The organism is Streptomyces synnematoformans (assembly GCF_039531005.1).
Classification (GTDB): Bacteria; Actinomycetota; Actinomycetes; order Streptomycetales; family Streptomycetaceae; genus Streptomyces; species Streptomyces synnematoformans.
In genome coordinates this window covers 1-24,847 of record NZ_BAAAPF010000068.1, presented here as the reverse complement: position 1 = coordinate 24,847, position 24,847 = coordinate 1, and the positions used below count along the sequence as shown (strand labels likewise).

Genomic DNA, 24,847 nt, shown 5'->3' with positions numbered 1-24,847 from the left:
CCCCCGGCCGGACGGCCGGCCGGCGCCGGGCGGTTGCCCGCGCCGCGGAGCCCCGCGGACGCCGGCCCGCCGGAGTCCGCGGACGCCGGCTCTCCGGTCCGCGTACGGAAGGGGCCCACGTGACCGCCTTCGCCACCGGCTCCGGTGCGGCCCGTACCGGAGGCCGCGGGGCCACCGCATCCGGCACGTCCGCCCGCGTCCTACGGAAGGGCAGCCCGTGACCCCGTCCGCCGCTCCCGCCGCCGCCCCCGCGGCCACCGCGCTCGAACTCACCGGACTGACCCGCCGCTTCGGCAGCCTCACCGCCGTCGACGGGGTCGGTCTGGACCTGCCCGTCGGCGCCCGGCACGCCCTCATCGGGCCCAACGGCGCCGGCAAGACCACCCTGCTCAACCTCATCGCCGGCACCGAGCGCCCCGACGAGGGCACCATCGCCTTCCTCGGCCGCGACGTGACCCGCACCGCGCCCGCGCGGCGCAGCCGGCTCGGCATCGCCCGCAGCTTCCAGCAGCCCACCGCCGTCCCGGACCTGACCGTCCTGGACAATGTGCTGCTGGCCGCCTGGCAGCACCACCCCGACCGCCGCGGCGCCTGGCGGCGTACCGCCCGCCGGGAGCGGCTGGTCGCGACCGCCGGCGAGCGGCTCGCGGACGTCGGCCTCGCCGGGGTGGCGGACCGCCCGGCCGGCTCGCTCTCGCACGGCCAGCGCCGGCTGCTCGACCTGGCCGCGGCACTCGTCGCCCGGCCGCGGGCGCTGCTGCTCGACGAGCCCGCCGCCGGGCTCACCGACCGGGACGTGGTCCGGCTGCTCGACGTGCTCGGCGCGCTCGACGACGACATCGCCGTGCTGCTGGTGGAGCACAACACCGAGGTGGTCGCGCGGCTGGCCCGTACGGTCACGGTGCTGGTGACCGGGCGGGTGCTGGCCTCCGGGCCGGTGCGGGAGGTCTTCGAGCTGCCCGAGGTGCGCAGCGCGTACCTCGACGCCGCCACGACGTCGGACACCCCGCCCGCCGGTGACGGCGCCGGCGGGGGCGCGGCGCAGGGCGTCGCCAAGGCCCACGACTCCGGCACCGGGAGATGACCCGCCCCATGCTCCGCATCTCCGGGCTGTCCGCCGGCTACCACGGCGGCACCGTGCTCCACGACCTCGACCTCGACGTCCCCGAGGGCAGCGTGCACGCCGTCGTCGGCCACAACGGCGCCGGCAAGACCACCCTCGTCCACACCGTCGCGGGCCTGCTGCGCCCGGCCACCGGCACGGTCGAGGTCGCCGGCCGCGACGTCACCGGCCGCCCCGCCCACCGCATCGCCCGCGCCGGCGTCGGGCTCGTACCGCAGGGCCGCCGGGTCTTCGCCCGGCTGACCGTCGCCGAGCACATCCGCCTCGCCCACCGCCCGCCCCGCGCCGCCGGCGGCGGCCGGCCCTGGACGCCGCAGCGGGTGCTCGACCTGCTGCCCCGGCTCGGCGAGCGCAGCACCCACCGCGGCACCGACCTCTCCGGCGGCGAGCAGCAGATGCTCGCGCTGGCCCGCGCGCTGCTGGGCTCGCCGCGCGTGCTGCTGCTGGACGAGCCGACGGAGGGCCTGGCGCCGGTGCTGGTGGGCCAGATCCTCGACCTGGTCGGCACGCTGGCGGGGGAGGGGCTCGCGGTGCTGCTGGTCTCGCCGAGCCCGGCGTCGGCCGCGCAGTGCGCCGACACGGTGACGGTGCTGACCTCGGGTCGGGTCACCGCCCGGCTGGACGGGCCGGCGGTGCGGAAGGACCCGGCGGAGCTGTACGAGGCGATGGCGCTGACCGCGCACTGAGGCGCCGGCGGGCCCCGCACGCGGCGCACCGCCGGCGGCGCCGCTCACCCGCGCGCCCGCCGCCGGCTGGCGGAGGTGACTGCGGTGGGCAAGCCTGGGCAGACGGTACGTGGACCCGGCAGGGCCCGCCGTGCGCCGCGCGTGGCGAGGGAGGCCGATGGTGAGTGCTCCGGTCGTGGTGGGCGTCGACGGGTCGCCCGGCGCCCTGGCGGCGGTCGCCGTCGCGGCGCGCGAGGCGCGCATGCGCGGCACCGGCCTGCGCGTCGTGCACGCCTTCTTCTGGCCGGTGATGCGGGTGCCGCTGGAGCCGTCCTCGATGGGCCCGCCCGACGGCGGGCTCCGCAGCCAGGCGAGCCAACTGGTCGACGAGGCCGTCCGGCACGCCCGCGAGGTGGCGCCGGACGTCGCGGCGGAGGGCGCCGTCGTCACCGGCGACACGCTGCCGGTGATGGCGGAGGAGTCCCGCGGCGCGGCCCTGGCCGTCGTCGGCAGCCGCGGGCTCGGCGCGTTCACCGGCCTGCTACTGGGCTCGACGGCCGTGCACCTGACGGCACACGGCGACTGCCCCGTCCTCGTCGTACGGGGCGCGGGCGACCCGGGCCGCGAGGGCGCGGTCGTGGTGGGCGTGGACGGCTCGCCGTCCGGGGACGCGGCGATCGGTTTCGCGTTCGCGGAGGCCGCGCTGCGCCGCGCCCGCGTCGTCGCCGTCCACGCCTGGTCGCCGTGGAAGTCCGAGGCCCCCGCCCCGCAGGACCCGGCCGCCCCGTACGCGAGCGCCCCCGGCGACCTCGCCGCGCACGAGGAGCGCGTGCTCGCCGAGGCCCTGGCAGGCCGTCAGGAGCACCACCCGGACGTGCCCGTCGACCGCCACGTCCTGCGCGGCGGCCCCCGCGAGGCGCTGATCGAGGCGAGCCGCGAGGCGGCGCTGGTGGTCGTGGGCGCCCGCGGCCGCGGCGGCTTCACGGGGATGCTGCTGGGCTCGGTGAGCCAGGCGCTGCTGCACCACGCGGACTGCCCGGTGGCGGTGGTCCGCACGGGCACGTCCCAGGCCTGAGCAAGCCCCCGCACAAGGCCCACCCGGTCTCCCACGACCCCGAGCCGCCCTGCCGCCGAGTTTTCGGACTCCAATTCCCCGGACCTCAGAGCGAACGAGCAGCTTTGCTGGTAGAAAGTGATGGCCGCGCTGCGGCGATCATCTCGTGTGGTGTGCAGCCTCGTGAAGTATCGATGAAAGGTTCGGCTTGAGCGGCAAGAACGTGCGGGCTGCAAGTGTTCTGTTTGCCATTGCAATCACTTTCGGCGCGCTGCAGTGGATGTACGCGGAGCCCGTCGACGCTCCTGCCCGCCCCGGTGTACACGCCACCGCATAAGGGCGTGTGAGTGCGCATCATGACCGGCTCCCCATGTTCAGGAGCCGGTCATGCCCTGTTCCCGGAGCAGCCGCGCCACCCTGTCCGCCGCAGAGTCGGCCTCTAACGCGCGGTAGAGTGCCAATGCTCGCTCCGCACATCGCCGCATATCGCCCACATCGCCCGCCGCCAGTGCCACCTGCGCCAAACCTTCCAGCGCATGCGCCCTGCCGAGGGGAATGCCGGCTTCGTTGGCGATCCGGTGGCCGAGTTCGTACGTCGCACGTGCGTCCGTGAGCTTGCCCGACCGCCTCTGCACGTCTCCCATTCCGATCAGCGCCCGCTGCCGTTCGTATGCGTTGCCGATGGTCGCGGCCAGCCTCGCGGCCATGCCGAAATGCAGCACGGCTTCATTGCGGCGGCCGCTGTCGGCGTACGTGTTGCCGAGGCTCGTCAGCGCATGTACCTCGCCCAGGGCGTCACCGGCGGCGCGGTGACTCTGCAGCGCCTGGTGGAAGGAGGCGAGCGCTTCGGTGGTGTTGCCGGTCGCGTGGTGCACGATGCCGAGGTTCGTGGCGAGGATGGCCAGGTCCCGGCGTTCGCCGTAGCGGCGCATCAGAGCCTGCGACTGCTCGTAGTACGCGCGGGCCGCGGCGTAGTCGCCTTCGTCGCACTGGAGTTCCCCCAGATTGTTGTAGGCTCTTGCGGCCCCGTAGAGATCGCCGATCTCGCGACGCAAGGCCAGCGTGGCGTGGGCGGTTTCCACCGCCTCGCGGTGTCGCCCCGCGTACTTGAGCGCGAGGCCCTGGACGTTCAGGCACTGGGCCTCGCCGTGGCGGTCGCCGTCCTTCGTGTACAGGCCCAGCGCCTCGGTCAGCACCCGAAGGGTCGACTCGCCGTCTCCCGCCGTGATGTGGGCTCGGGCCACCTGGAACAGCGCGTCTGCGCAACCTGTTTGATCCCCGTCCTGCCGGAACTCCGCCAGTGCCTCGCGGGCGCCGCGCAGGGCCTCCTCCGGGTTCTCCGTGGCGAGTTGGGCCGCGTGGTCCACCAGCGTGCGGGCCAGGGTCGCGGTGTCGCCGCGGGTGCGCAGGACGGCGAGTGCCGCGTCGTAGAGAGCTGCCGCGGGCTCGCGAGCGCCCCATCGTTCCAGGGACGGCGCCAGCACGTGGGGGAACAGCGCCGCTGTCGTCGGCGAGTCGGTGGCGGCGCGGGCAGCGGTGGCCAGGAGGTTGCCCCGCTCCACCGACAGCCATACCGAGGCCTCGTCGACGTCCGCGAACTCCGGTGCGTAGGGGGAGACCAGGTCCGGCGGCAACGGCAGCAAGCGGTGGTGCGGGTGGGCGAGGCGGGTCGCGCGGTGGGCCGCGGTCAGGTGGTGGGCGGCCAAGCGTTCGAACGCCGCCTGCCGCGCGGCCGGTTCGTCGGTACGCAGGCCGGTCTGGAGGCCGAAGGCGCGGGTGAGTTCGTGGAGGCGGTAGCGGTCGAGCACGGGCTCGTCCAGCAGGTTGCAGTCCTGCAGTTCGTCGATACAGCGCCGCGGCTCCGCCGGGGGGCGGCCCGGCGCGGCGCCCACGAGCGCCAGCACCGCGGGCGGCGTGAGATCGGGGCCGGGAGCCAGGGCGAGGGCGCGGAGCATGTCCTGGGCCCGGGCGCTGAGTTCCTCGTACGACAGGCGGAAGGCGGAGGACACCGAGGGGTCCAGCTCGTCGAGGGGGTCGACGGCCTGACTGAGCCGGTCGAGGAGGTGCGGGAGGTCCCAGGAGTCCCGGTGCCGGAAGCGGCCGGCCAGCACCTGGAGCGCAAGCGGGTGGCAACCGCAGGCGGCCACGACATCGGCCAGCGTCGAGGCGTCGCCGGGCAGCCTGGCCGCACCGACGACGCGGGTGAACAGCTCTGCCGCCTCCGCCGCCGACAGCACGTCCAGTCGCAGCGACTCGGCGCCGTCGAGTCGGAGGTCGTTGCGGCTGGTGACGATCGCCCGGCAGTTCGGTGAGCCGGGCAGCAGCGGCTCGACCTGTGCGGTGTCGCGGGCGTTGTCCAGGACCAGGAGCAGTCGCCGGCGCGCCGTCCACTCCCGCCACGCCCCCGCCCGCCCGTCCAGCGAGTCCGGCAGGTTCGGCGCCCCGCACGTCTGCAGCAGCACGGCCAGCGCTTCGGCGGGATCGTACGGCTGCTGCCCGCTGAATCCGCGCAGATCGAGGAAGACCTGCCCGTCGGGGTACCCGCGGCCGAGCCTGTAGGCGACGTGGACGGCCAGGCTCGTCTTCCCGACTCCCGGCATTCCCTGAATCACGGTGACCGGTAGTGCACGCTTCTCCTGCCGACCGGCCGCCGACCCCGACCCGGTGACCGGGCCGGGGTCGGTGAGGAGCAGGCTCAGCTCGCTCGCTCGGCCGGTGAAGTCCTGGGTGTCGCGCGGCAGGTTGGTCCGGGGCGCGGACGTCAGCGTCGCGTCGACCGGGATGCCGGCGGCGGGCGTCGGGGCCGCGAGCAGTTCGCGGTCCTGCTCCAGGATGCGCTGGTGCAGATCCCGTAGCTCCGCCGAGGGCTCCATCCCCTGTTCCTCGTTGAGCCGGCGGTGCGTGGTGCGATAGAGATCCAGTGCCTCGACATGCCGGCCGCAGCGGTACAGCGCCAGCATGAGGGAGGCGACGAGTCGCTGGGCGAGCGGATTCTCCGCCACCAACTCCTGTAACTCCCCGATGAGATCCGAGTGCCGGCCCGTGTCCAGCTCCAGCCGGATGCGCTGCTCCCGCACCCTGCGCAGCTCCTCCAGCAACCGGGCGCGGGTGGAAGCCGCCCACGTCCCCGGGAACTCGGCCAGCGGGTCGCCGCGCCACAACGACTCCGCGGCACGCAGCAGCCCGACGGCCCGCCGGCGCTCGCCCTGCGCGACCGCCGTCGCGGTCTGCGCGCGTAGCTCCTCGAAGCGCAGCAGGTCGACGCTGCCTGGCGCGACGCGCAGCCGGTACAGCCCCGGTGAGGGCCGCTCCAGCTCGATCGTGTCCCGGTACGGCTTCAGCTTGCCGCGCAGCCGGGACAGCATGCCGTACAGCGTGCCCTGTGCACTCGGCGGCGGGGAGCCGTCCCAGATCCGCTCGGTCAGCGTTTCCGCGGTGACCGAGCGACCGCGCGCGTGCACCAGTACGGCGAGGACACAACGTTCCTTGACCGATCCCAGGTCGCGGCGCTGCTCGCCCTGCCAGAGTTCCAGCGGTCCCAGAGCCCGTAGTTCCACCCGTCGCTCCACCATCGTCCCGCGGAGCCGCCCCTCCGCGGACAGATCCGCAGCCGTGGTGGCGGCTCCCCGCTCGCACGCCGGGGACACCACACCATCGCCACGCCGGTTCGACTGCGCCAGGGGAGCAGAGCGGGGCGCACGGATGCGTGCGCCGGGCGCGCAGGAGCCCGCCCGCAGGTGGAGTGCAGGATTCCTGCAAGCCTCGTCACAGTCTCCGGGGGCAGCTCACCCGTGTGGCCGCGAAGCCACGCGGCCGCCCGGCTGGGCGATCGGCCGGGCCAGTGGAGACGGGGATCGACAGGGATGAGCATGGCGATACGAGAAGGGCGCTGGCACGTACCGGTGCGGCTCGACGTCGAGCGGTGGGCGACGAGGCGTACCAGCAAGCGGGTGCTGGTGGTGGTGCACACGGTGACGTCCGGGCAACGTGTGCTCGAAGCGGTGCGCATGCTGGAGGGGGACCCGCGGGTGCAGGTCTGCTTCACGGCGGCGCCCGACGTGTTCAGCAACGGAGTGTCGGCCTTCCTGGAGCGGCTCGGCGGCCTCGTGCTGCCCTGGGACCAAGCGGCGCAGACCAGGTTCGACCTCGCCCTGGCGGCGAGCTACGGCAGCCTGCACGAGCTGCACTCGCCAGTGCTGGTGGTGCCGCACGGCGCCGGCCACAACAAGATGGTGCCCGAACGCCGTCGCGGGCGCCTCGCCGCCGCGCGCGGCACGTACGGGCTGGCGCGCCAGATGCTCGTACGCGACGGGGCTGTGATTCCGGAGGCGATCGTGCTCGCGCACGAGGAGGAACGGTCCCGCCTCGGCCGCGAGTGCCCCGAGGCGCTGCCCGTCGCCGCGGTTGTCGGCGATCCGATCTACGACCGCATCCAGGCCAGCCTGCCGTCGCGCGCGCTGTACCGTGAGGCGCTGCGCGCCGGTACCCGGCAGCGGCTCGTCGTGGTGTGCTCGACCTGGGGGCCGGCGTCGCTGCTCGACCGGGGCTGGGAGGTGCTGCACCGGCTGGTGCGGGAGTTGCCGCGGGAGGAGTTCCGGGTGGCCGCGCTGCTGCACCCGCACGTGTGGAACGCCCACAGCGAGTGGCAGGTACACAGCTGGCTGGCCGAACTCGGCCGCGCGGGGCTCGCCGTGGTCAGCCAGCACTCGGAGTGGGTCGGCCCGCTCGCCGCCGCGGATGTGATCGTCGGCGATCACGGCTCCGCGACCCTGTACGGCACGGCCACGGGTGCGCCGGTGCTGCTCGCCGAAGGCACCGGTGCCGACCTGGACCCGGACGCGCCGATGACCGAGCTCGCCTCGTTCGCCCCCCGGTTGCGCGCCGACCGGCCGCTGGCGCGGCAGCTGTCCCGCGACGCGCGTGCGTCCGTCCGACCGCGCTACGCACACGTCGCCGGCCGCATCACCTCGGAGCCGGGACGCTTCACGCGGCTGATGCGGGGGCTGATCTACCGGAAGCTGCGGATACGGCCGCCCGGCGGACCGCCCGGTGCGCCGGTCACCGAACGCGCGGCGCTGCCACAGCTGGCACAGAGCGCCGAGTCGAGCAGCCTGGTGGTGCCGTGACGGCCACGGCGGACCGTGAGTGTGTGGTGACGCTGGCGGAGCTGAAGGCCGTGGTGTCGGATGGTCCCGTGCACGCGGACATCCCGCCGGCGGTCCCGCGACCGCGGCACAGACGGCAGCGGTCGCGGTCGTTACCGGGACCTGTGCACCGCGTGCGGGCCGAGGTCCGGCGTGGCGGGACCGGAGGGCTGTGGGTTGACGAGCACGTGCGGGCGGGATTGCACGCACCGGCTCCGTGGCCCCGGCTCGCCGACGTGCTGCTGGCAGCGGGCGGCGGGCCGGGGGACGTGCGGGCGGCTGCCGAGCGCCACCCCGGGGCGCTGGTGGTGGCGGGGTACCGGGGCGGACAGTGCTGGCTGTGCTACGGCAGCCGGGTCCTCTCCCTTCACGTCGCCGCCGACGCCCCCGGCCCCGGACGGTGTTGGCATGCCGTGGCCTCCGCGGTCCACGCCTGGCTGACTGCCGGGATACTCACGGACCCGACTCCAGGTCCCGTACGGCTGGGGGAAACCCCACCGCCCGCGGACGGGACACGCCGTTGCCCGCCGTACCTCCGCGGTGGCCCGGCGCCTCAGTCGTCCTCCAGCCGCCGCAGCCGCTCCCGTACCGCCTCCGCCCGGGGCGAGTCGGAGCCACCTGAGGTGACGTAGAGGTCCAGCGCCTCCCGGTAGCGGGTCCGGGCCGGCTCCCGCGCACCGCGGTGCTCGGCGAGGGCCGCTGTACCTTCCACCGCGCGGGCCGTCTCGTAGTCGGCGCCGCTTCTGCGGAGTTCGGCCAGCGCGGTGGTCAGGTGTTCTTCGGCGCGATCGGGCAGGCCGCGTTCGAGGAAGGCGTAGCCCAGGAGGGTGCGGGCGCGGGCGGCGTTGTACGCGTCGCCCGCGTCCCGGAGCACGGCGAGCGCCGCCTCGGCGTGCTCGGTGGCCGTCTCGGGGTGCCCGTCGGCGAGCGCGACGTCGGCGAGGTTCAGGCGGGCGAGTCCGCCGGCGCGTACGTCGCCGGCGGCGGGCAGTTCTTCGGCGGCGCGGCCGAACAGCGTGGCTGCCCGCTCCGGTTCGCCGAGCCGCTGGTGGGCGAGGCCGCGATAGTTGAGCGTACGGGCGTGCCCGAGGGCGTCGCCGACGCCGCGGAACAGCCGGGCGGCCTCCTCGAACATCCGGAGGGCGGATGCGTGCCCGCCGGCGTCCAGCTCGACCAGCCCGCCCGAGGTGAGCATGCGGCACTGCGCGGCGACGTCGCCCAGTTCGCGGGCTGCGGTCAGCCCCTCCGCGTGCGCGGTGCGCCCGTGCTGGTACGACTTCCGACGGAGGAAAAGGGGCCATAGCGCGTCGGCGGTCTGCCAGGCGGCGGTGGGGACGCCGGAGGGGCGCGCTCCGCGGATGACCGCCATCAGGTTGGTGAGTTCGCGGTCCAGCCAGTCCAGCGCGGTGGCGGGGTCGTCGCCGACATACGGCGCGAAGTACGGGCCGGGCCCGTAGTCGCGGGGGAGAGTGCGGTGCTGCGGGTCGACGACTTCTTCGGCGCGGGTGGCGCCGGCGAGGTAGTGGTCGGTGACACGGCGCAGTGCGGCGGCCAGTTCCGGGCCCGGCTCGCGGGCCGCGGCGGTGTCCGAGGCGTGCAGGCGCACCAGGTCGTGCAGCCGGTGGCGGTCCTCGCCGACCTCGGTGAGGAGGTTGGCGTCGAGCAACTCGCCGAGCGGGCCCTCGGCCTCTTCGCCAAGGGCGGCAGACGCGGCCGTACCGCTGAACTCAGGGCCTGGATGCACCCCCAGCAGCCGGTAGAGCCGGGCGGCGCGGGTCGGCAGCCCGCGGTACGACACGTCGAGGCTGGCCCGTACGTCGTGGTCGTCTCCGGGGATCGACATCTCTGCCAGCCGGTTGCGCTCCTCCGCGAGCGCGCGCTGCATCGTGGCGAGCCCGCGCCGTGGCCGTGCGGCCAGCCGGGCGCCGATCACCCGTACCGCCAGTGGCAGCCCGGCGCATAACTCGACCAGGGAGTGTGCGGCTTCGGGCTGGTCGGCGACCCGGCCGTCCGCGAGGGTGGCGCCGAGCAGCTCGACGGCGGCGTCGTCGGCAAGGGGTTCGAGGTTGAGCGCGGTGCCGCCGTCGACGACCAGGCCGGCGAGCCGTCTCCGGCTGGTCACGACCACCAGGCTCGGTCCGGTGCCCTGCAGCGAACGCACCTGCCCGGCACTTGCGGCGTCGTCGAGGAGAACGACGAGGCGGCGCTCTCCCGTCAACGACCGGTAAAGCGCGACCCGTTCCGCGAACGTGCGCGGCACGTGCTCCGGTGCCACGCCGAGTGCGCGCAGGAAGCCGGCGACGACCCCTCCCGGGTCGGCCGGCCCAGCCGGTGAGTGGGCACCGAGGTCGGCGTACAACTGGCCGTCCGGGTACTCCCGGCGCAGCCCGTGCAGCCAGGACAGCGCGACCGCCGTCTTGCCGACGCCGCCCAGCCCGCTGACAGCCGCCAGCGTGCCCCGCCCGGCCCGCAACCCGCGCACGCGGGAAGCCTCCAGCGCAGCCATCTCCGCGGTACGGCCGATGATCCGCGCGGCGGGCGGGAGCTGCCACGGCACCGCTTGCGCGGGTGCGCGGGTGTGGAAATGGACGTCGCCGTGTACGGCTCCGGCCTGGACGACGGTACCGCGTACGGTTCCGTCGACCTCGTTGCGGCTGACGTGCCCTGCATCCCCGTGCACGCGTCCTCCCGACCCGTCCGTCATCCATGTAGACCTCCGGCACACGTGTTCCGGAGAGTGACGTGCCCTTGCGGGGAGTATGCATGATGAGGGGAATCCGCCAACCCCGCCCGAGGGCTCGGAAGGGCCGGACGCTCGGCCCTCAAGGCCCGTGCCATGGCGGGGTGACCTGGTCTTTCGTGGGGCCAGCGCACTGGTGTCCGTCAGCTGCCGTATGGCCGGGGTCACCCGGTTACAGTTCCGTCTGTACCGGCCGTCGGACTACAGAGTGTCACGCGCGTCCGCGTGGGACGCCGCGGTCAGGCGGTGAGGCCGGCGAGCAGCAGGTCCACCGTGCCCTCCAGGAAGGCGTCGTCCAGCGGTTCGCGGGTCAGCAGGACGCGGGTGTGGAGGGGGCCCAGCAGGGCTTCGAAGGCCAGGCGGCGGTCGACGCCGGGGCGGAGTTCGCCGCGGGACTCGGCGCGGTCGAGGACCGTCGCGCCGACCGCGTAGCGGGCGGTCCAGAACTGGTCGCGGGCCGCCTCGTACTCCGCGAGGTCCTCCTGCACCGCCATCCGCAGCAGCAGCCCGCCCACCGGGGTGCGGACGAAGACGGCGACGTCGTGCAGCAGGGCGAGGAGGTCGCCGCGGAGGGTGCCGGTGTCGGGGGTGGGGAGGTCGGTGCGGGTGCGGTCGAGGACGGCGTCGAGGGCGAGGGCGGACTTGGTGCCCCAGCGGCGGTAGATCGACGTCTCGTGCACGCCGGCGCGCTGGGCCACCTCGGCGATGGACAGCCCGTCGGCGCCGTGGTCCAGGACGACGTCGATCGTCGCCTGCAGCACGGCGGCGCGTACGCGGGCGCTGCGGCCGCCCGTTCTGCGGGCGGGCGGTCGGCGGGTGCTCTCCGGCATCCCGCCAACCTAGCGCAGGTCAGTGCGGCGCCGGCCGTTCGGCACGGGCGCGGGGGAGGGTGGCGACGAGCGCCGCGGTCACGGCGGTGAGCCCCATGCCGCCGGCGGCGAAGACGGTGATCAGCGTCCAGAAGTCCGGGGTGAGAACCATCGGTTGTGCCTCCTGCCGGTTAACGCAGTTCTTCCTGCTTTAAGGTACGTCCGTCGCGGCCTCTCATGCAAGTTGACTTGCGTTACGTGTGCGGAAGCCCGGGGAGTAGGTTCGGGACGGATCCGGTCCACCCCGCCGACGAGCACCGAGGAGCCCCGCATGACCGGCGAATTCGCCCCGTTCACCGCCGACGACTACCGCGCCCGCATGCGGCACGCGGCCCGCTCCGCCGCCGACGCCGGGCTCGCCGGGCTGCTCGTCGCCCCCGGCCCCGACCTCGTCTGGCTCACCGGCTACGAACCGCCCGCCGCCACCGAGCGGCTCACCCTCCTCGTGCTCGTCCCCGGGCGGGACCCGGCGCTGGTCGTGCCGAGGCTGGAGGCCGGCGACGCCGCCAGGGCGGCCGGCGGGCCGGCGCTCACCCTGCGCGACTGGACCGACGGCCAGAACCCGTACGCGGTGACCGCGCCGCTGCTGGACGCCCGCGGCCGGTTCGCCGTCAGCGACGGCGCCTGGGCCCTGCACCTGCTCGGGCTGCAGCGCGAGCTGCCGGACTCCGCGTACGTCGCCGTCTCCGACGGGCTGCCGATGCTGCGCGCCGTCAAGGACGCCGCCGAGCTGGAGCGGCTGGCCGCGGCCGGCGCCGCCGCGGACGCCGCGTACGAGGAGATCAGGAAGGTCCGCTTCGCCGGCCGCAGGGAGGCCGACATCGCCGCCGACCTCACCGCGCTGCTGCGCCGGTTCGGGCACTCCCAGGTCGACTTCACCGTCGTCGGCTCGGGCCCCAACGGCGCGGACCCGCACCACGAGGCCGGCGAGCGCGTCATCCGCGACGGCGACATGGTCGTCCTCGACTTCGGCGGCCTCGTCCACGGCTACGGCTCCGACACCACCCGCACCGTGCACGTCGGCGAACCCACCGCCGAGGAGCGGGAGGTGCACGACGTCGTGCGGGCGGCGCAGGAGGCCGGCTTCCGGGCGGTGCGGCCGGGCGCCGCCTGCCAGGAGGTCGACCGGGCGGCGCGCCGGGTCATCGACGACGCGGGCTACGGCGAATACTTCATCCACCGCACCGGGCACGGCATCGGCACCACGACCCACGAGCCGCCGTACATGATCGAGGGCGAGGAGCAGCCGCTCGTCCCCGGCATGTGCTTCTCCGTCGAGCCCGGCATCTATCTGCCGGGCCGCTTCGGCGTGCGCATCGAGGACATCGTGACCGTCACCGGGACCGGCGGCCGGCGGCTCAACGGCACCGCCCGCGAGCTGGGGATCGTCTCCTAGCCGACGGCGCGGGCCGCCGGGTCCCCGGCGCGGCCGGGGACCCGGCTCAGGCCTGGCCGGTCTCGAAGTGGCTGATGCGGTCGCCGGTGACCGTGAAGGACCAGCGGGTGCGCATCCTGCCCCAGGTGGAGTTCGAGTACGTGGCCACGAGCGACCGGCCGTCCGGCGAGACGGACTCGACGTCCATGCGGCCCGCGGAGGAGAAGATCTCCTTGTCGGTCCACGCGGTGACGTCGCGCGGGGAGCCGTCGTCGGTCATGGTCACGTCGTCGGTCAGCAGGCCGAAGAACGCGTCCTTGTCGCCGGCGTTGAGCGCCGCGACGAAGCCGGCCACGACGGGGTCGGTGAGCTGGGCGGCCATGGGGCACCTCCGGATTCGCTGCCGTACGCGCACGCGCCGCGGGGAGGGCGGCCGCGTGCGCCACCCACGGCCCCATTGTCCCGCCGCCCCGCCCGCGCCGCAGGTCCGCGCCGCGCTCACCCCGGCGGCGCGGCGCCGCGGCCCGCCCCCGGTCCGGCTGCCCGCCTCGCGGAACCTCGCGCCCGCCCGTATGTCTGCTTCAGGGCGTATTGGTATGACTTTCTGATCGACCCCGTCGCCTGTCCTGCCCGTCTCCTGCCCGTTTCGGGTGCGGAGTGAGGCGTTCCGTGTGCGATCACATGGTGGACTTCCTTGACACCCCCGATTGGTATAGGCCAGTATCCGGCATTGGTCTGTACCAAGTCTTTCCGTGCCACGTCAGCCCGCTCCGACCCTCCTTCCCCGTCGTCCGCCTCCGCACCCGTCCGCCCGCCGCCCGTCACCGCCCCTGCTCCCGCGGAGGTCTCCATGGCAGCCAACAGCCGCCCCGAACTCGCCCGGCTGGCCAACTCGGTGCTGCAGCCCGGGTTCGTGGGCACCACCGCGCCCGACTGGCTGCGCCGCCGCATCGGCGACGGCCTGGCGTCCGTGGTGCTGTTCGGCCGCAACATCGTCGACCCCGAGCAGGTGGCCGCCCTCACCGCGGCGCTGCGCGCCGAGAACCCCGACCTCATCATCGCCATCGACGAGGAGGCCGGCGACGTCACCCGGATCGAGGCCGGCACCGGCGCCACCCGCCCCGGCAACCTCGCCCTCGGGGCCGTCGACGACGTCGAGCTGACCGAGCAGGTCGCGTACGACATCGGCCGCCAGCTGCACGCCATGGGCGTCTCGCTCAACTACGCCCCCTCCGCCGACGTCAACTCCAACCCCAAGAACCCCGTCATCGGCGTCCGCTCCTTCGGCGCCCGCACCGACCTCGTCTGCCGGCACACCGCCGCCTGGATCCGCGGCCTGCAGTCCGCCGGCGTCGCCGCCTGCGCCAAGCACTTCCCCGGCCACGGCGACACGAGCGTCGACTCCCACCACGGCCTGCCGCACGTCGCCGCCGACGCCCGCGAGATCGCCCGCACCGCGCTGCCGCCGTTCACCGCCGCGATGGAGGCCGGCGTACGCACCGTCATGACCGCGCACATGCTCATCCCCGCCTACGACGACCGCCTCCCCGCCACCCTCAGCCCGCGCGTCATCGGCGACCTGCTCCGCCGGGAACTCGGCTTCACCGGCCTGGTCGTCACCGACGGCATCGAGATGGGCGCCGTCTCCGGCCCCTACGGCATCGCCGGCGCCACCGTCCGCGCGCTCGCCGGCGGCGTCGACGCCGTGTGCGTCGGCGGCGAGAGCGCCGAGCAGTCCGTCACCGCCGGGCTGACCGACGCCATCGCCGCCGCCGTGCGCGACGGCAGCCTGCCCGAGGAGCGGCTCGCCGAGGCCGCCGCCCGGGTACGGGAGTTCGCCGCCTGGTCCGCCGCGCTGACCCGCAGCGTCCCGGCCGGCGACCCCCGCGGCGACGCCGGCCGCGACATCGGCCTCGTCGCCGCCCGCCGCGCCGTCCGGGTGCACCGCGCCGATCAGGACCTCCGCGGCACCGCCCCGTTCCCGCTTGTCGGCGACCCGCACGTCGTCGAGTTCACCCCCGTCACCAGCCTCGCCATCGACGGCCGCACCCCCTGGGGCGTCGCCGACCCGCTGCGCGCGCTGCGCCCCGGCACCACGTCGGTGCGCATCGCCGAGTCCGAGCTGACCGGCGCCGCCGGCGGCGCCGCGGACGTGCTCGACGGTCGCGCGCTGCGCCCGGCCGACGGCCGGGCGCTGGTCGTCGTCGTACGCGACGCCGCCCGCCACCCGTGGATGTCGCAGGCCCTCGCCGACCTGGTACGCCGGCGGCCCGACGCGCTCGTCGTCGAGATGGGCCTGCCCGCCGACGACCGGCCCGGCGCCGTGCACCTGTCGACCCACGGTGCGACGCGCGTCTCCGGCATCGCCGCGGCGGAGGTCCTGACCGGCGCGGTGTGACGGGAGCACGAAAGCACGTCACCTCTGGAGGACGTTCCATGCCCGACCCCGCCCCCTACCTGTTCCGTGCCGCCTCCGACACCCCGTACTTCAGCGCCGACGGCGAGTCCTACCTCGCCCCCACCCCGTTACGGGACATCCGCAAGTCGCGGCCGCTGCGCGTGCTGTCCGAGGAGGACTACGCCTTCTGGCAGACCTACGGCTACGTCGTGGTCAGGGAGGCGATACCCGCCGAAGCCGCCGCGCTGCTGCTCGACTTCGCCTGGGACTTCCAGGGCCTCGACCCCGACCGCCCCGAGACCTGGTACGAGGAGCGCGAGTTCCGCTCCGACCTCGACCGCGACCTGCACGTCTACGGCTTCGTCGAGGCGTATCAGCACCAGCTGATCTGGGACAGCCGGCAGACCCGCCGCGTCTACGACGCCTTCGCCGACGTGTGGGACGCGGACGAGCTGTGGGTGACCCTGGACCGCCTCAACCTCAACCCGCCCAACCACGGCAACCGCAGCCGCACCCTGATCGAGCCCACCGACACCGGCTTCGACATCGAGCTGCACTGGGACGTCGACACCACCCTCGCCGTGCTCCCGCAGCGCGTCCAGGGCATCATCGCCCTCAACGACACCCGCCCCGACCACGGCGGCTTCCAGTGCGCGCCCGAGCTGTTCCGCGACTTCGAGCAGTGGCGGCTCGCGCAGCCCGCCGACCGCGACCCGGTCCGGCCGGGCACCGACCGCGCCGAGTTCCCCGTCGTACGGCCCGAACTGGCCGCCGGCGACCTGCTCATCTGGAACGGGCTGCTGGCCCACGGCGTCGCCGCCAACGCCTCCGACCGCGGCGTACGGGCCGTGCAGTACCTCGCGATGATGCCCGCCCTGGAGGAGCACGAGCGGCTGCGGCGCTCGCGCGTCGAGTCCTGGCGCACCCTGAGCACCCCCGACTGGAACGCCACCCTCCTCGGCGACGCGCGGCGGCCCGAGGCCGAGCGCTACGGGCCGGCCGAGCTGACCCGCCTCGGCCGCAGGCTGCTCGGCCTGGACTCCTGGCGCACGCCGGAGCCTCGGGCGCCGGCGGCGGAAGGGGCGGCGGCGGGATCGGCGGCGGGCGCGGCGGGCGACGCGGACACCGAGCAGCGGACCGGGGAGCCGGCGTGGCCCGCATCTGCCTGACGCTGCCCACGAACCGCGCCTGCGCCGCCGCCATCGCGGCCGTGCACGAGGAAGCCGTCCACGCCGCCGCCCACTTCGGCGTCGAGGTCCACTTCCTGATCCTCGACTCCGCCGCCGCGCCGGACCGCGCCGGCCACACCGCCGCCGTCGCCGGGCTGCCCCGGGTGCCCGGCGTCGTCGTCCACCACCTCGGCGAGGCGGAGCAGCGCGCGTTCCTCACCGCCGCGCTCCGCCGCGCCCGGGCGGCCGGCGCCGAACGGCTGCTGCGCCTGCTGCTGCCGGACACCGTCTCGTACGGCGCCTGCACCGACCGCGCGTTCCTGCTCGCCGCCGCCCTCGGCTGCCGCTCTGTGCACCGCCGGGACTCCGACAGCCGCTACCAGACCGCCGGCGGCCGGCCCGTCTTCCCCGTCCACCACGAACTCGCCACCCTCGGCCTGCCCGCCGCCGAAGCGGCCCGGCGGGTGGACGCCGACGCGCGGGGCCCGCTCCACGGCCACCTGCCCGTGTCGCTCGTCGGCGCCTCCTTCGTCGGCGAGATGTCCGTCGACATCGCCGCGATCCACGACCTCGACCCCGCCGTCTACCACGACGTCGTCAGCCTCTGGGCGCCCGTGCACTGGCCCGAGGAGCGCAAGCGGGCACTGGTCGAGGAGTCCTTCAAGGGGGCGGGCACCGAGCCGTTCGGCGGCGACCACGCCGTCCTCGGCGCCGTCGACCCGATGCGCGTCGACATGTGCAACATCGCGTTGCACCGCGGCGTGTACGAGACCGTCCCGCTGCCGCCCGCCACCGACACGATCGGCAGCGACTACTTCCTCCTCCACCTCGTGCACGACGCCACCCTGCCCGGCGTCCTGCACAACCGGCACATCGTCAACCACCACACCGACGAGCGGAAGACCGGCGCCGGCTTCACCGCCTACCAGCTGCGGTTCACCAAGTTCCTGCTGTCGATGCGCTACTTCAACTTCCTCTACGACGAACTGGCCGCGGCCGGCGCCGCGCTGCTGGACGACCGGCACCGCCTGCGCGCCGCCGCGGTCGGCGAGCTGGTCGCGCGCAGCACCGGGCTGGACCGCGACGAGAACGTCATGCGGCTGAGCGCCCTGGAGATCGCGTACCGCAAGCTCGGCGGCAGGTACGCCGAGTTCGCCGGCGTGCTGGCGGCCCGCGGCCCGGGCCTGCTGGACGAGGCCCGCCGCGACATGGCGGACTTCGCGCTGCTCATCGCCGCCTGGGAGCCGCTGGTGCGGGCGGCCGCGGCGACGGACGTGCCGGGGACCGACCGGTGACCGCACCGGTGCGGTCACCGCTGCCGGCCCCGGCGCCGCCGCCGGCGACGGCGGCCTCCGTGACCGCGCGGCTGCGCGCCGCCCTCGCCGCCGCCGACGACGACCGGATCATCTACGACCTGCCCGGCATCGAGGAGCGCTACGACGAGCTGCTGCGCCGGCTGCCCGGCGCCGACGTGCGCTTCGCGATGAAGGCGTGCCCCGTGGACGAGGTGCTGGCCCGGCTGGCGCGCAAGGGCGCCGGCTTCGACGCCGCCAGCCCCGGCGAGGTCGGGCAGGCGCTCCGCGCCGGCGCGCCTGCGGCCCGTGTCCACTACGGCAACACCGTCAAGTCCGACCGCGGCATCCTCGCCGCACACCGCCTCGGCGTCCGCGACTTCGCCACCGACAGCCCCGAGGACGTCACGGCCCTCGCGGCCCTCGCCCCCGGCTCCCGGGTGTTCTGCCGGCTGGCCACCACCGGCGAGGGCGCCCTGTGGGGGCTGAGCCGGAAGTTCGGCTGCGCCCCGGAGGAGGCGGTGCGGGTGCTCGCCGGGGCGCGCGACGCGGGGCTCACCCCGGCCGGCCTGTCCGTGCACGTCGGCTCCCAGCAGATGACGGCCGCGGCGTGGCGCCGGGCCTTCGACGCGTTCGCGGACGTGCTGGCGGCCCTCGCCGCCCGCGGCATCCGCCTCGACCACGTCAACCTCGGCGGCGGCCTGCCCGCACTCGGCTACCGCGACCTGCGCGGCCGGCCGCTGGTGCCGGACCTGGACGAGACGTTCGCGACGATCCGCGCGGGCATGGCGCGGCTGCGCGCCGCGGCCCGCGGACCGCTGCGCTTCGTCGTCGAGCCGGGGCGGCACCTGGTCGCCGACCACGGCGCCATCCGGGCGCACGTGGCGCGGCTCGCGTCCCGGCGGCACGCGGACGGCGGGCGCGGGTACTGGCTCTTCCTCAGCTGCGGCAAGTTCAACGGCCTGTACGAGGCGGACCAGCTGCAGTACCCGCTGGTGTTCCCCTCCCACGGCGCCGCCGCGGAGCTGGTGCCGGCCGTCGTCGCCGGGCCCACCTGCGACAGCGACGACGTCGTGGCCGAGGGCCGCGTACCGGTGCAGGTGCCCAGGGCGGCCGCCTCCGGGGATCCGGTGTGGATCCTCTCCAGCGGCGCGTACGCCGTCAGTTACATGACCCGGGGGTTCAACGGTTATGGCCCGCTACCGCACACCTGTCTGCGCGCCGGCTGACGTGCGCATCCGGCACATCGCCGCCCACGACTGGGGCGCCATCGCCGCCCTGGAGGACCGCGCGTACGCCGGCCGGGCGCTCGCCGAGGGCCGGGCGGCGCTGCAGGCGCGCGCCCGGCCCTCGCCCGGCACCTGCTTCGTCCTGGACGCCCGCGGCACGCCGGGGGGCTACCTGCTCGCGCTGCCCTACCCGCCGTCGCGCTGCCCGGAGCTGCACGGGACCGAGGAGGCCGAGGAGGCCGGTCATGCCCTGGCCAACCTGCACCTGCACGACATCGTCGTGGCCGAGCACCTGCGCGGCGCCGGGCTCGCGGGGCGCCTCCTCGCCCGGCTCACCGCCGCGGCCCGCGCCCGGCGGTACGAGCGGATCTCCCTCGTCGCGGTCGCCGGCAGCGCGGCGTTCTGGTCGCGCCGCGGCTACCGCCCGCACCCCGACGTGACGCCGCCGGCCGGCTACGGCCCGCGGGCGGTCTACATGTCCCGGGCGGTTCTCCACTCCCGGGACGGGGGCTGATCACGGTGCCGCGGATACGCGACGACTTCCGCCGGGGCCAGGTGGCCATCGCGGCACTCTTCTGCTTCCTGGGCTTCCAGTACGTCACCTGGGTGTCCCGGCTGCCGCGCGTCAAGGACGAACTCGACCTGACGGCGACCGAGCTGGGGCTGCTGCTCATGGCCTGCGGAGCGGGCGCGGCGGCGTCGTTCCCGCTGGTCGCCCACCTCATGAAGGCGATGGGCGCGAAGCGTCTCGCGTTCGCCGCCGCCGGCGCCCTGCTGCTGTTCCTGCCGGCGTTCGCCGCCGCGCCCGGCTACCCGGCCGCGCTGGCGGCCCTCGCCGCCGACGGCGCCGCCGCCGCCGGTCTGAACGTGGCGATGAACGCGCAGGGCGCCGCGCTGGAGGAGATCTACGAGCGCACGGCCATGGCGAAGATGCACGCCACCTTCAGCGCCGGGTCGCTGGCCGCCGCGCTGCTGGCGTCCGTCGTGCAGACCGCGACCGCGGACCTCGCCGCGCACTTCGCGGTCGCCGCCGTGCTGCTCCTGGCCATGCTCGGCGTCGCCCGCACCGGGCTGTCGGCCGAGGACCGCCCCGACCGGCCGGAGGACCGGCCGGAGGGCCGGTCGGAGGGCCGGTCGGAGAAGGAGCGCCGCCGGTGGCGGCTGCCGACCCGGCTCACGCTGTGGATGGGGTGCGCGATGGCGCTCGGCACGATCACCGAGGGCGCCATGAACGACTGGTCGACGCTCTACCTGGAGGACGTCGCGGACGCGGCGCCCGAGGTGGCGCCGCTGGGCATCGCGGTGGTCTCCGTGATGATGGTCGTCGCGCGCCTCTTCGCCGACGGCTGGCGCACCCGCTGGGGCGACGGGCCGGTGGTCAGGCTGGGCAGCGCGCTGGCCGGCACCGGGCTCGCCGCCGCCGTGCTGGCGGGCGGGGTGGTGCCGGCGCTGGTCGGGTTCGCGTGCGTGGGCCTGGGCGTCGCCGCCGTGACGCCGTGCGTGTACGTCGCGGCGGCGCGCGCGGGCCCCGACGCGCTGTCCCTGGTGGCGGCCATGGGCACCACGGGGCTGCTGGGCGGGCCCGCCGTGATCGGCTTCATCGCCGGCGCCGCCGGGCTGGCGTGGGGGATGGGCGCCGTCGCCGCGTCCGCGCTGCTCGTGTCGCTGTGCACGACGCGGATACGCTGGCCTGCGCTGAGCAACGCCTGAGCGCCGCCGGACCCGCGAAACGGGCCCGCGGAGCGGCTGTTCGACAACGGGGGAGGGAGACCGCGTGGCGGAGCGGGTGCGGGGACGGGCACCGGAGCCGGCCGGGGGCAGGGCCGCGCCCGGGCTGCCGGCGGGGGTGCGGCTGTGGACCTTCGACGCCGGGCCCGGCGCGGCGCCGGACCTCTCGGCGCTCGACGCCGGGGAGCGGCGGCGGCACGACGCCTTCCTGCGCCCGGCCGACCGGATCCGCTTCGGCGTCGCGCACGCCGCGCTGCGCCGCCCGCTCGGCGGGCTGACCGGCACCCCGCCGGCGGACCTGCGCTTCGGCCGGCGGCCCTGCCCCCGGTGCGGCGGCCCGCACGGCCGGCCGGTCCTCGAACGGCCCGCGGGCGGGCCGGAGTTCTCGCTCTCGCACGGCGGCGAGCTGGTGCTCGTCGCGGTCGCGCCCGGCCGGGTGGGCGTCGACGTCGAGCCGGTCGGGGCGAAGCCACCCGAGCCCGGCCTGGTGGAGTCGCTGCACCCGGCGGAGCGGGCGGTGCTGCTGGCGGCGCCGGAGGCGGAGCGGCCCGCGGCGTTCGTGCGGCTGTGGACGCGTAAGGAGGCGTACCTCAAAGGTCTCGGCGTGGGGCTCGGCCGCGCCCTCGACGCGGACGACGTCTCCACCGCCGTACCCGGCTGGCAGCTGGTCGACCTGGCGCCGGGGAAGGGCCACGCGGGGGCGCTGGCGGTGGAGTCCGCGGGGGCGCGGGAGGAAATCCGGGAAATCCGCGAACGCGGCGGCGCATTTCCCTGACCCGGGGTCGCGCCCGGCCGAATCGCTCATTCCGGTTCCGCCCGGCGGCCCGGTTCGCCGCCGAAAGCGGCGCCGAGTCCGAATGCCGGCATGTTGATGTAGCGAGCCTCGTAGGAGCCCGGTTGCACGTGGTACAGCTCGTGCCAGATGCCGACGTCCCCGCCGCTGCCGACGGCGCGGTTGAACCACTTCCAGTACGCCCGGTGGGCGCTCTCCCGTGATTTCGAGAACTCCATGATGTGCTCGGCCGACCGCCAGTACTGAACGACCGTGATCGTGCGGCCTCGGCGGCTCATTCTGCTGCCCAGCAGCCCTCGTTCCGGATCCTCGCCCAGTTCGGCCAGCATCTTCGGCATCGCGGTGAACGCCGGCCACCACCTGTGCACCTTCCAGAGGTAATTGATCCGCATTCCGACCAGGAAGAGCACGAATCCGTGGCCGGTGTCGACGTTTACCCTGCCCTGCTCTATCCGCGGCATGTCACCGGGTCCCTTCCGGGGGTCGTCGTGCTCACCGAACCGGTCGTCCGCCATCGTAGAACGTCTGCCGCGTCGGCAACATCGCTTGTGCCGGGGGAGAGTTGAGGTCCGATAAGCGCAACATCCGCTGTTGTCCTGTGAAGAAGGACATGTCCGATAGGTACTTTTCGAAAAAAGAATGGTTCAGACCAACTGATTGCATGTACGATGACGCTCGTTCGAACGCCGAACCGAACGTGCGATGGCCTCCTGTCACCGCGCGACTACTCATCGTATGCCCATGGACACGGCACCACATAACCCTCGCTGCACGGCCTGAAGTTCATCTTTCACCGAACGGACAGCTGCTTATGTGGAAGGCGGCACGCGTGGAGATTCCGGTGGACTCCGCGCATCAGCCGGGACGAAGCAACGACGAACTCAACGAAGGCGTGACGACGTTGCCCCCGCGCGGGCGTACCGTTACCGACGAGTTGTTCACAGAAACCTCCGACGCGGGTGCGAACAGGACGTATTCCCTGCTGAATGTAGGATTCCGCGACCTCGGCGACCCGGGCCGCCCGCGCCGGCTCGACGTCCACGCGGTGCTGTTCGACATGGACGGCACCCTCGTGGAATCCGCGGCCGCAATGGACCGCCATACCCGCATGTGGGCCGAGCGCCATTCCCTCGACCCCGAGGCGGTCATACGCGTCTCACACGGGCGCCGCGACATCGACGTCATCCGCGAACTGGCCCCGTACGCCGACCCGCACGCCGAGCTGGCCTGGTTCGACCACCTGTCCTGCACCGACGCCGACGGCGTGCACGCCGCCCCCGGCGCCCCCGGGCTGCTCGGCACCCTGCCCCCGCGCCGCTGGGGGGTGGTGACCTCCGCGACCCGGAGCGTCGCCCGCAGCCGGATGGCGGCCGCGGGGCTGCCGCTGCCCGACGTCCTCGTCTGCGCCGAGGACGTCGCCGACGGCAAGCCCAGCCCCGAGGGGTACCTCGCCGCGGCGGGCCGCGTCGGCGCACCCCCGTCGCGCTGCCTCGTGATCGAGGACGCGGAGGCCGGCCTCGCCGCCGCCCGGGCCGCCGGCATGCCCGCGCTCGCGGTCGCCGGACCGCCGGGCCCCGTCCACGGCCACCGGATCGCGGGCCTCGACGCCCTCTCCGTCACCGCCGACTGAACCACCACCCGGCCGCCCGCGCCGCCCCCGCCCCGCCGCCGGGGCCGCGGTCGCGGCTGCCCGTTCTCACGCCACGCGAAGGGGAGGCGGAGATGGACCTGAGAACCGCACTGCTGCTGCCCGGCCAGGGCGCCTACCGGCCCGGCGCGTTCGCCGGGCCGGTGAGCGCCCCGGTCACCGACCTGCTGGCCGTCGTCGACGCGGTCGCCGCCGAGTTCGGCCACGCCCCGGTCTCGCCGCTGCTCACCGACGCCGACGCCGCGGACGGCCGCCGGCTGGCCGAGACCGACCCGTTCGCGCTCCAGCTGGCGATCTACGCCGCCGCGCTGATCCACGCCCGCGAGGTCGACCTGCGCGAACCCGCCGACGTCGTACTCGGCCACAGCATGGGCGAGATGGCCGCCGCCGCCCACGCCGGCTGCTTCACCCCCGCCGACGGCGCCCGCATCGCCGCCCACCGCGCCCGCGCCCTGGAGCACACCGCCGCCGACGCCGGCGGCATGCTCGCGCTCACCCTGCCCGCCCGCCGCGCCACCGCGCTGCTCACCGCCGCGGAGCTGCCCGGCGCCCGGCTCGCCGTCGTCAACGCCCCGCGGCACGTGGTGGCCTCCGGCCCGGAGTACGCTCTCGGCCGGCTCGCGGCGCTCGCCGACGTCCTCGGCGTACGGGCCCTCCGGCTCACCGCGCCGTACCCCTTCCACAACCCGCTGCTGGCCACCGCACAGGCCGAGTTCGCGGCGGCGATCACGGGCATCGCCGAGCGGCCGGCGAAGCGGCGGCTGTACTCGCCGGCCCTCGGCGGGCTCGTCACCGAGGACACCGATGTCAAGGCGGCGCTGGTCGCCCAGCTGACCTGCCCCGTCGACTTCCTCGCGGCGCTGCGCGACCTGCAGACCTACGGTCTGGAGTCGGTGGTGGAGTGCGGGCGCGCCGGGCTCGCCGAACTGGTGAGGCTCGCGGTGGGATGCCGCGCGGAAACCGCGCAGCGGTGGCTCGACGGGCGTACGGGAGAGGGGACGGCGGGTACGCCGGGCGCCCAGGCGGCGGTGCCGGTCGCGGCACTTGCGGTACCCGCGGGGCCCGCGGTACCCGCGATGCCCGCCGGCCCGGCCGTGCCCACGGCCGTGTCCGCCGCGGGAGCCGTCCCCGTCGCCGGCTCCGCGACCGGGCCTGTGGCGCCGGGTCCCGCGACCGCCGAGTCCGGACCCGCGCCGGTGCGCGTGACGGAGCCCGCTTCGGGGGCGGACCCCACCCCCGTACCCCCGGCAGACGGAGACGTCCTCGCCACGCTCCAGCAGGTCTACGCCGACCGCCTCGGCTACCCGGTCGAGGCCATGGACCCCGACGCCGACCTCGAAGGCGACCTCGGCATCGACTCGCTCAAGCGCATGGAGGTGCTCAGCACGTTGATCGACCGCTTCGGCCTGCACCACGTCGCCGACGACGCCCGCTTCGCACTGCAGTCCACCCTCGGCGGCCTCGCCCGGCTCATCGACGAGACCGGCAGCACCGCCGGGGACGTACGGGCCGATGGCTGACGGCACCGAGGGCGGCGCCCCCCGCCCGCTCCGCTACCGGGCCGAGGCCGCCGCCGCCGACCGCGCCGCCGCCGAGGCCGGCGCGGCGGCGCTGCGCGCG

General features: G+C 75.1%; 20 protein-coding genes. 14 read left to right on the top strand and 6 right to left on the bottom strand.

The features are described 5' to 3' along the window. The first annotated feature begins 217 nt into the window (after positions 1-217). The 3 genes from ABD317_RS13620 (at position 218) to ABD317_RS13610 (ending at position 2,863) form a co-directional block, all read left to right on the top strand. The gene (locus ABD317_RS13620) at positions 218-1,084 is read left to right on the top strand and encodes an ABC transporter ATP-binding protein (RefSeq protein WP_344290223.1); all 867 of its coding nucleotides are present in this window, start codon (positions 218-220) and stop codon (positions 1,082-1,084) included. 8 nt (positions 1,085-1,092) lie between these two features. Beyond that, a complete protein-coding gene (locus tag ABD317_RS13615) occupies positions 1,093-1,809 on the top strand; it encodes an ABC transporter ATP-binding protein (protein ID WP_344290222.1) in 717 nt (238 codons plus the stop codon). Positions 1,810-1,966: 157 nt separating this feature from the next. Then, positions 1,967-2,863 carry a universal stress protein gene (locus ABD317_RS13610; RefSeq protein WP_344290221.1) on the top strand — a complete coding sequence of 299 codons (897 nt, stop codon included), beginning with the start codon at positions 1,967-1,969 and terminating at the stop codon, positions 2,861-2,863. A gap of 353 nt (positions 2,864-3,216) precedes the next feature. On the opposite strand, the gene ABD317_RS13605 is transcribed toward ABD317_RS13610, so the two are convergent. Beyond that, the gene (locus ABD317_RS13605; protein ID WP_344290219.1) at positions 3,217-6,399 is read right to left on the bottom strand and encodes an AfsR/SARP family transcriptional regulator; all 3,183 of its coding nucleotides are present in this window, start codon (positions 6,397-6,399) and stop codon (positions 3,217-3,219) included. A 306-nt stretch (positions 6,400-6,705) separates the two neighbouring features. On the opposite strand from ABD317_RS13605, the gene ABD317_RS13600 reads away from it, so the two are divergent. Next, complete coding sequence (locus ABD317_RS13600) at positions 6,706-7,968, top strand: hypothetical protein (protein ID WP_344290217.1); 1,263 nt, start codon at positions 6,706-6,708, stop codon at positions 7,966-7,968. A 571-nt stretch (positions 7,969-8,539) separates the two neighbouring features. Here ABD317_RS13600 and ABD317_RS13595 read toward each other — a convergent pair. The 3 genes from ABD317_RS13595 to ABD317_RS13585 all read right to left on the bottom strand — a co-directional run bounded on the left by ABD317_RS13595 (position 8,540) and on the right by ABD317_RS13585 (position 11,707). After that, on the bottom strand, positions 8,540-10,666 hold the full coding sequence (locus ABD317_RS13595; RefSeq protein WP_344290215.1) for an ATP-binding protein: 2,127 nt from the start codon (positions 10,664-10,666) through the stop codon (positions 8,540-8,542). A gap of 299 nt (positions 10,667-10,965) precedes the next feature. Continuing rightward, entirely contained in the window at positions 10,966-11,556 is a 591-nt protein-coding gene (locus tag ABD317_RS13590; protein WP_344290214.1) for a TetR/AcrR family transcriptional regulator, read from the bottom strand. A 19-nt stretch (positions 11,557-11,575) separates the two neighbouring features. Next, on the bottom strand, positions 11,576-11,707 hold the full coding sequence (locus ABD317_RS13585; RefSeq protein WP_344290212.1) for a hypothetical protein: 132 nt from the start codon (positions 11,705-11,707) through the stop codon (positions 11,576-11,578). Positions 11,708-11,866: 159 nt separating this feature from the next. Between ABD317_RS13585 and ABD317_RS13580 the strand changes: the two genes are divergently transcribed. Continuing rightward, the gene (locus ABD317_RS13580) at positions 11,867-12,991 is read left to right on the top strand and encodes a M24 family metallopeptidase (RefSeq protein ID WP_344290210.1); all 1,125 of its coding nucleotides are present in this window, start codon (positions 11,867-11,869) and stop codon (positions 12,989-12,991) included. A 46-nt stretch (positions 12,992-13,037) separates the two neighbouring features. On the opposite strand, the gene ABD317_RS13575 is transcribed toward ABD317_RS13580, so the two are convergent. Then, positions 13,038-13,352: a hypothetical protein gene (locus ABD317_RS13575; RefSeq protein WP_027752032.1), complete on the bottom strand. Its 315-nt coding sequence runs from the start codon at positions 13,350-13,352 to the stop codon at positions 13,038-13,040. Between the two features lie 468 nt (positions 13,353-13,820). On the opposite strand from ABD317_RS13575, the gene ABD317_RS13570 reads away from it, so the two are divergent. The 7 genes from ABD317_RS13570 (at position 13,821) to ABD317_RS13540 (ending at position 21,561) form a co-directional block, all read left to right on the top strand. After that, a complete protein-coding gene (locus ABD317_RS13570; RefSeq protein ID WP_344290207.1) occupies positions 13,821-15,368 on the top strand; it encodes a glycoside hydrolase family 3 protein in 1,548 nt (515 codons plus the stop codon). A gap of 38 nt (positions 15,369-15,406) precedes the next feature. Then, positions 15,407-16,537, top strand: a complete 1,131-nt coding sequence (locus ABD317_RS13565) for a phytanoyl-CoA dioxygenase family protein (protein ID WP_344290206.1) — start codon at positions 15,407-15,409, stop codon at positions 16,535-16,537. Next, a complete protein-coding gene (locus ABD317_RS13560; RefSeq protein ID WP_344290204.1) occupies positions 16,519-17,832 on the top strand; it encodes a DUF6271 family protein in 1,314 nt (437 codons plus the stop codon). The genes ABD317_RS13565 and ABD317_RS13560 overlap by 19 nt, the downstream gene beginning before the upstream one ends. Next, the gene (locus ABD317_RS13555; protein WP_344290225.1) at positions 17,775-19,058 is read left to right on the top strand and encodes a type III PLP-dependent enzyme; all 1,284 of its coding nucleotides are present in this window, start codon (positions 17,775-17,777) and stop codon (positions 19,056-19,058) included. The genes ABD317_RS13560 and ABD317_RS13555 overlap by 58 nt, the downstream gene beginning before the upstream one ends. Beyond that, entirely contained in the window at positions 19,021-19,572 is a 552-nt protein-coding gene (locus ABD317_RS13550) for a GNAT family N-acetyltransferase (protein WP_425582359.1), read from the top strand. Before ABD317_RS13555 ends, ABD317_RS13550 begins: the two co-directional genes overlap by 38 nt. A 5-nt stretch (positions 19,573-19,577) precedes the next feature. Continuing rightward, positions 19,578-20,768, top strand: a complete 1,191-nt coding sequence (locus tag ABD317_RS13545; protein WP_344290200.1) for an MFS transporter — start codon at positions 19,578-19,580, stop codon at positions 20,766-20,768. A 64-nt stretch (positions 20,769-20,832) separates the two neighbouring features. Then, on the top strand, positions 20,833-21,561 hold the full coding sequence (locus ABD317_RS13540; protein ID WP_344290198.1) for a 4'-phosphopantetheinyl transferase family protein: 729 nt from the start codon (positions 20,833-20,835) through the stop codon (positions 21,559-21,561). Positions 21,562-21,587: 26 nt separating this feature from the next. Here the strand turns inward: ABD317_RS13540 and ABD317_RS13535 are convergent, their stop codons facing one another. Next, complete coding sequence (locus tag ABD317_RS13535; protein WP_344290196.1) at positions 21,588-22,094, bottom strand: DUF4188 domain-containing protein; 507 nt, start codon at positions 22,092-22,094, stop codon at positions 21,588-21,590. A gap of 326 nt (positions 22,095-22,420) precedes the next feature. Here ABD317_RS13535 and ABD317_RS13530 point away from each other — a divergent pair, with 326 nt between their 5' ends. Then, entirely contained in the window at positions 22,421-23,209 is a 789-nt protein-coding gene (locus ABD317_RS13530; RefSeq protein WP_344290194.1) for an HAD-IA family hydrolase, read from the top strand. 92 nt (positions 23,210-23,301) lie between these two features. Further along, positions 23,302-24,747, top strand: a complete 1,446-nt coding sequence (locus tag ABD317_RS13525; protein ID WP_344290192.1) for an acyltransferase domain-containing protein — start codon at positions 23,302-23,304, stop codon at positions 24,745-24,747. The last annotated feature ends 100 nt before the right edge of the window (positions 24,748-24,847 follow it).

Excerpts from the sequence above, each read along its gene's own strand:
- ABD317_RS13615 (WP_344290222.1), top strand. The coding sequence starts at position 1,093 with ATGCTCCGCATCTCCGGGCTGTCCGCCGGCTACCACGGCGGCACCGTG.
- ABD317_RS13610 (WP_344290221.1), top strand. The coding sequence starts at position 1,967 with ATGGTGAGTGCTCCGGTCGTGGTGGGCGTCGACGGGTCGCCCGGCGCC.
- ABD317_RS13600 (WP_344290217.1), top strand. The coding sequence starts at position 6,706 with ATGAGCATGGCGATACGAGAAGGGCGCTGGCACGTACCGGTGCGGCTC.
- ABD317_RS13590 (WP_344290214.1), bottom strand. The coding sequence starts at position 11,556 with ATGCCGGAGAGCACCCGCCGACCGCCCGCCCGCAGAACGGGCGGCCGC.
- ABD317_RS13585 (WP_344290212.1), bottom strand. The coding sequence starts at position 11,707 with ATGGTTCTCACCCCGGACTTCTGGACGCTGATCACCGTCTTCGCCGCC.
- ABD317_RS13580 (WP_344290210.1), top strand. The coding sequence starts at position 11,867 with ATGACCGGCGAATTCGCCCCGTTCACCGCCGACGACTACCGCGCCCGC.
- ABD317_RS13575 (WP_027752032.1), bottom strand. The coding sequence starts at position 13,352 with ATGGCCGCCCAGCTCACCGACCCCGTCGTGGCCGGCTTCGTCGCGGCG.
- ABD317_RS13570 (WP_344290207.1), top strand. The coding sequence starts at position 13,821 with ATGGCAGCCAACAGCCGCCCCGAACTCGCCCGGCTGGCCAACTCGGTG.
- ABD317_RS13565 (WP_344290206.1), top strand. The coding sequence starts at position 15,407 with ATGCCCGACCCCGCCCCCTACCTGTTCCGTGCCGCCTCCGACACCCCG.
- ABD317_RS13550 (WP_425582359.1), top strand. The coding sequence starts at position 19,021 with ATGGCCCGCTACCGCACACCTGTCTGCGCGCCGGCTGACGTGCGCATC.
- ABD317_RS13535 (WP_344290196.1), bottom strand. The coding sequence starts at position 22,094 with ATGGCGGACGACCGGTTCGGTGAGCACGACGACCCCCGGAAGGGACCC.
- ABD317_RS13525 (WP_344290192.1), top strand. The coding sequence starts at position 23,302 with ATGGACCTGAGAACCGCACTGCTGCTGCCCGGCCAGGGCGCCTACCGG.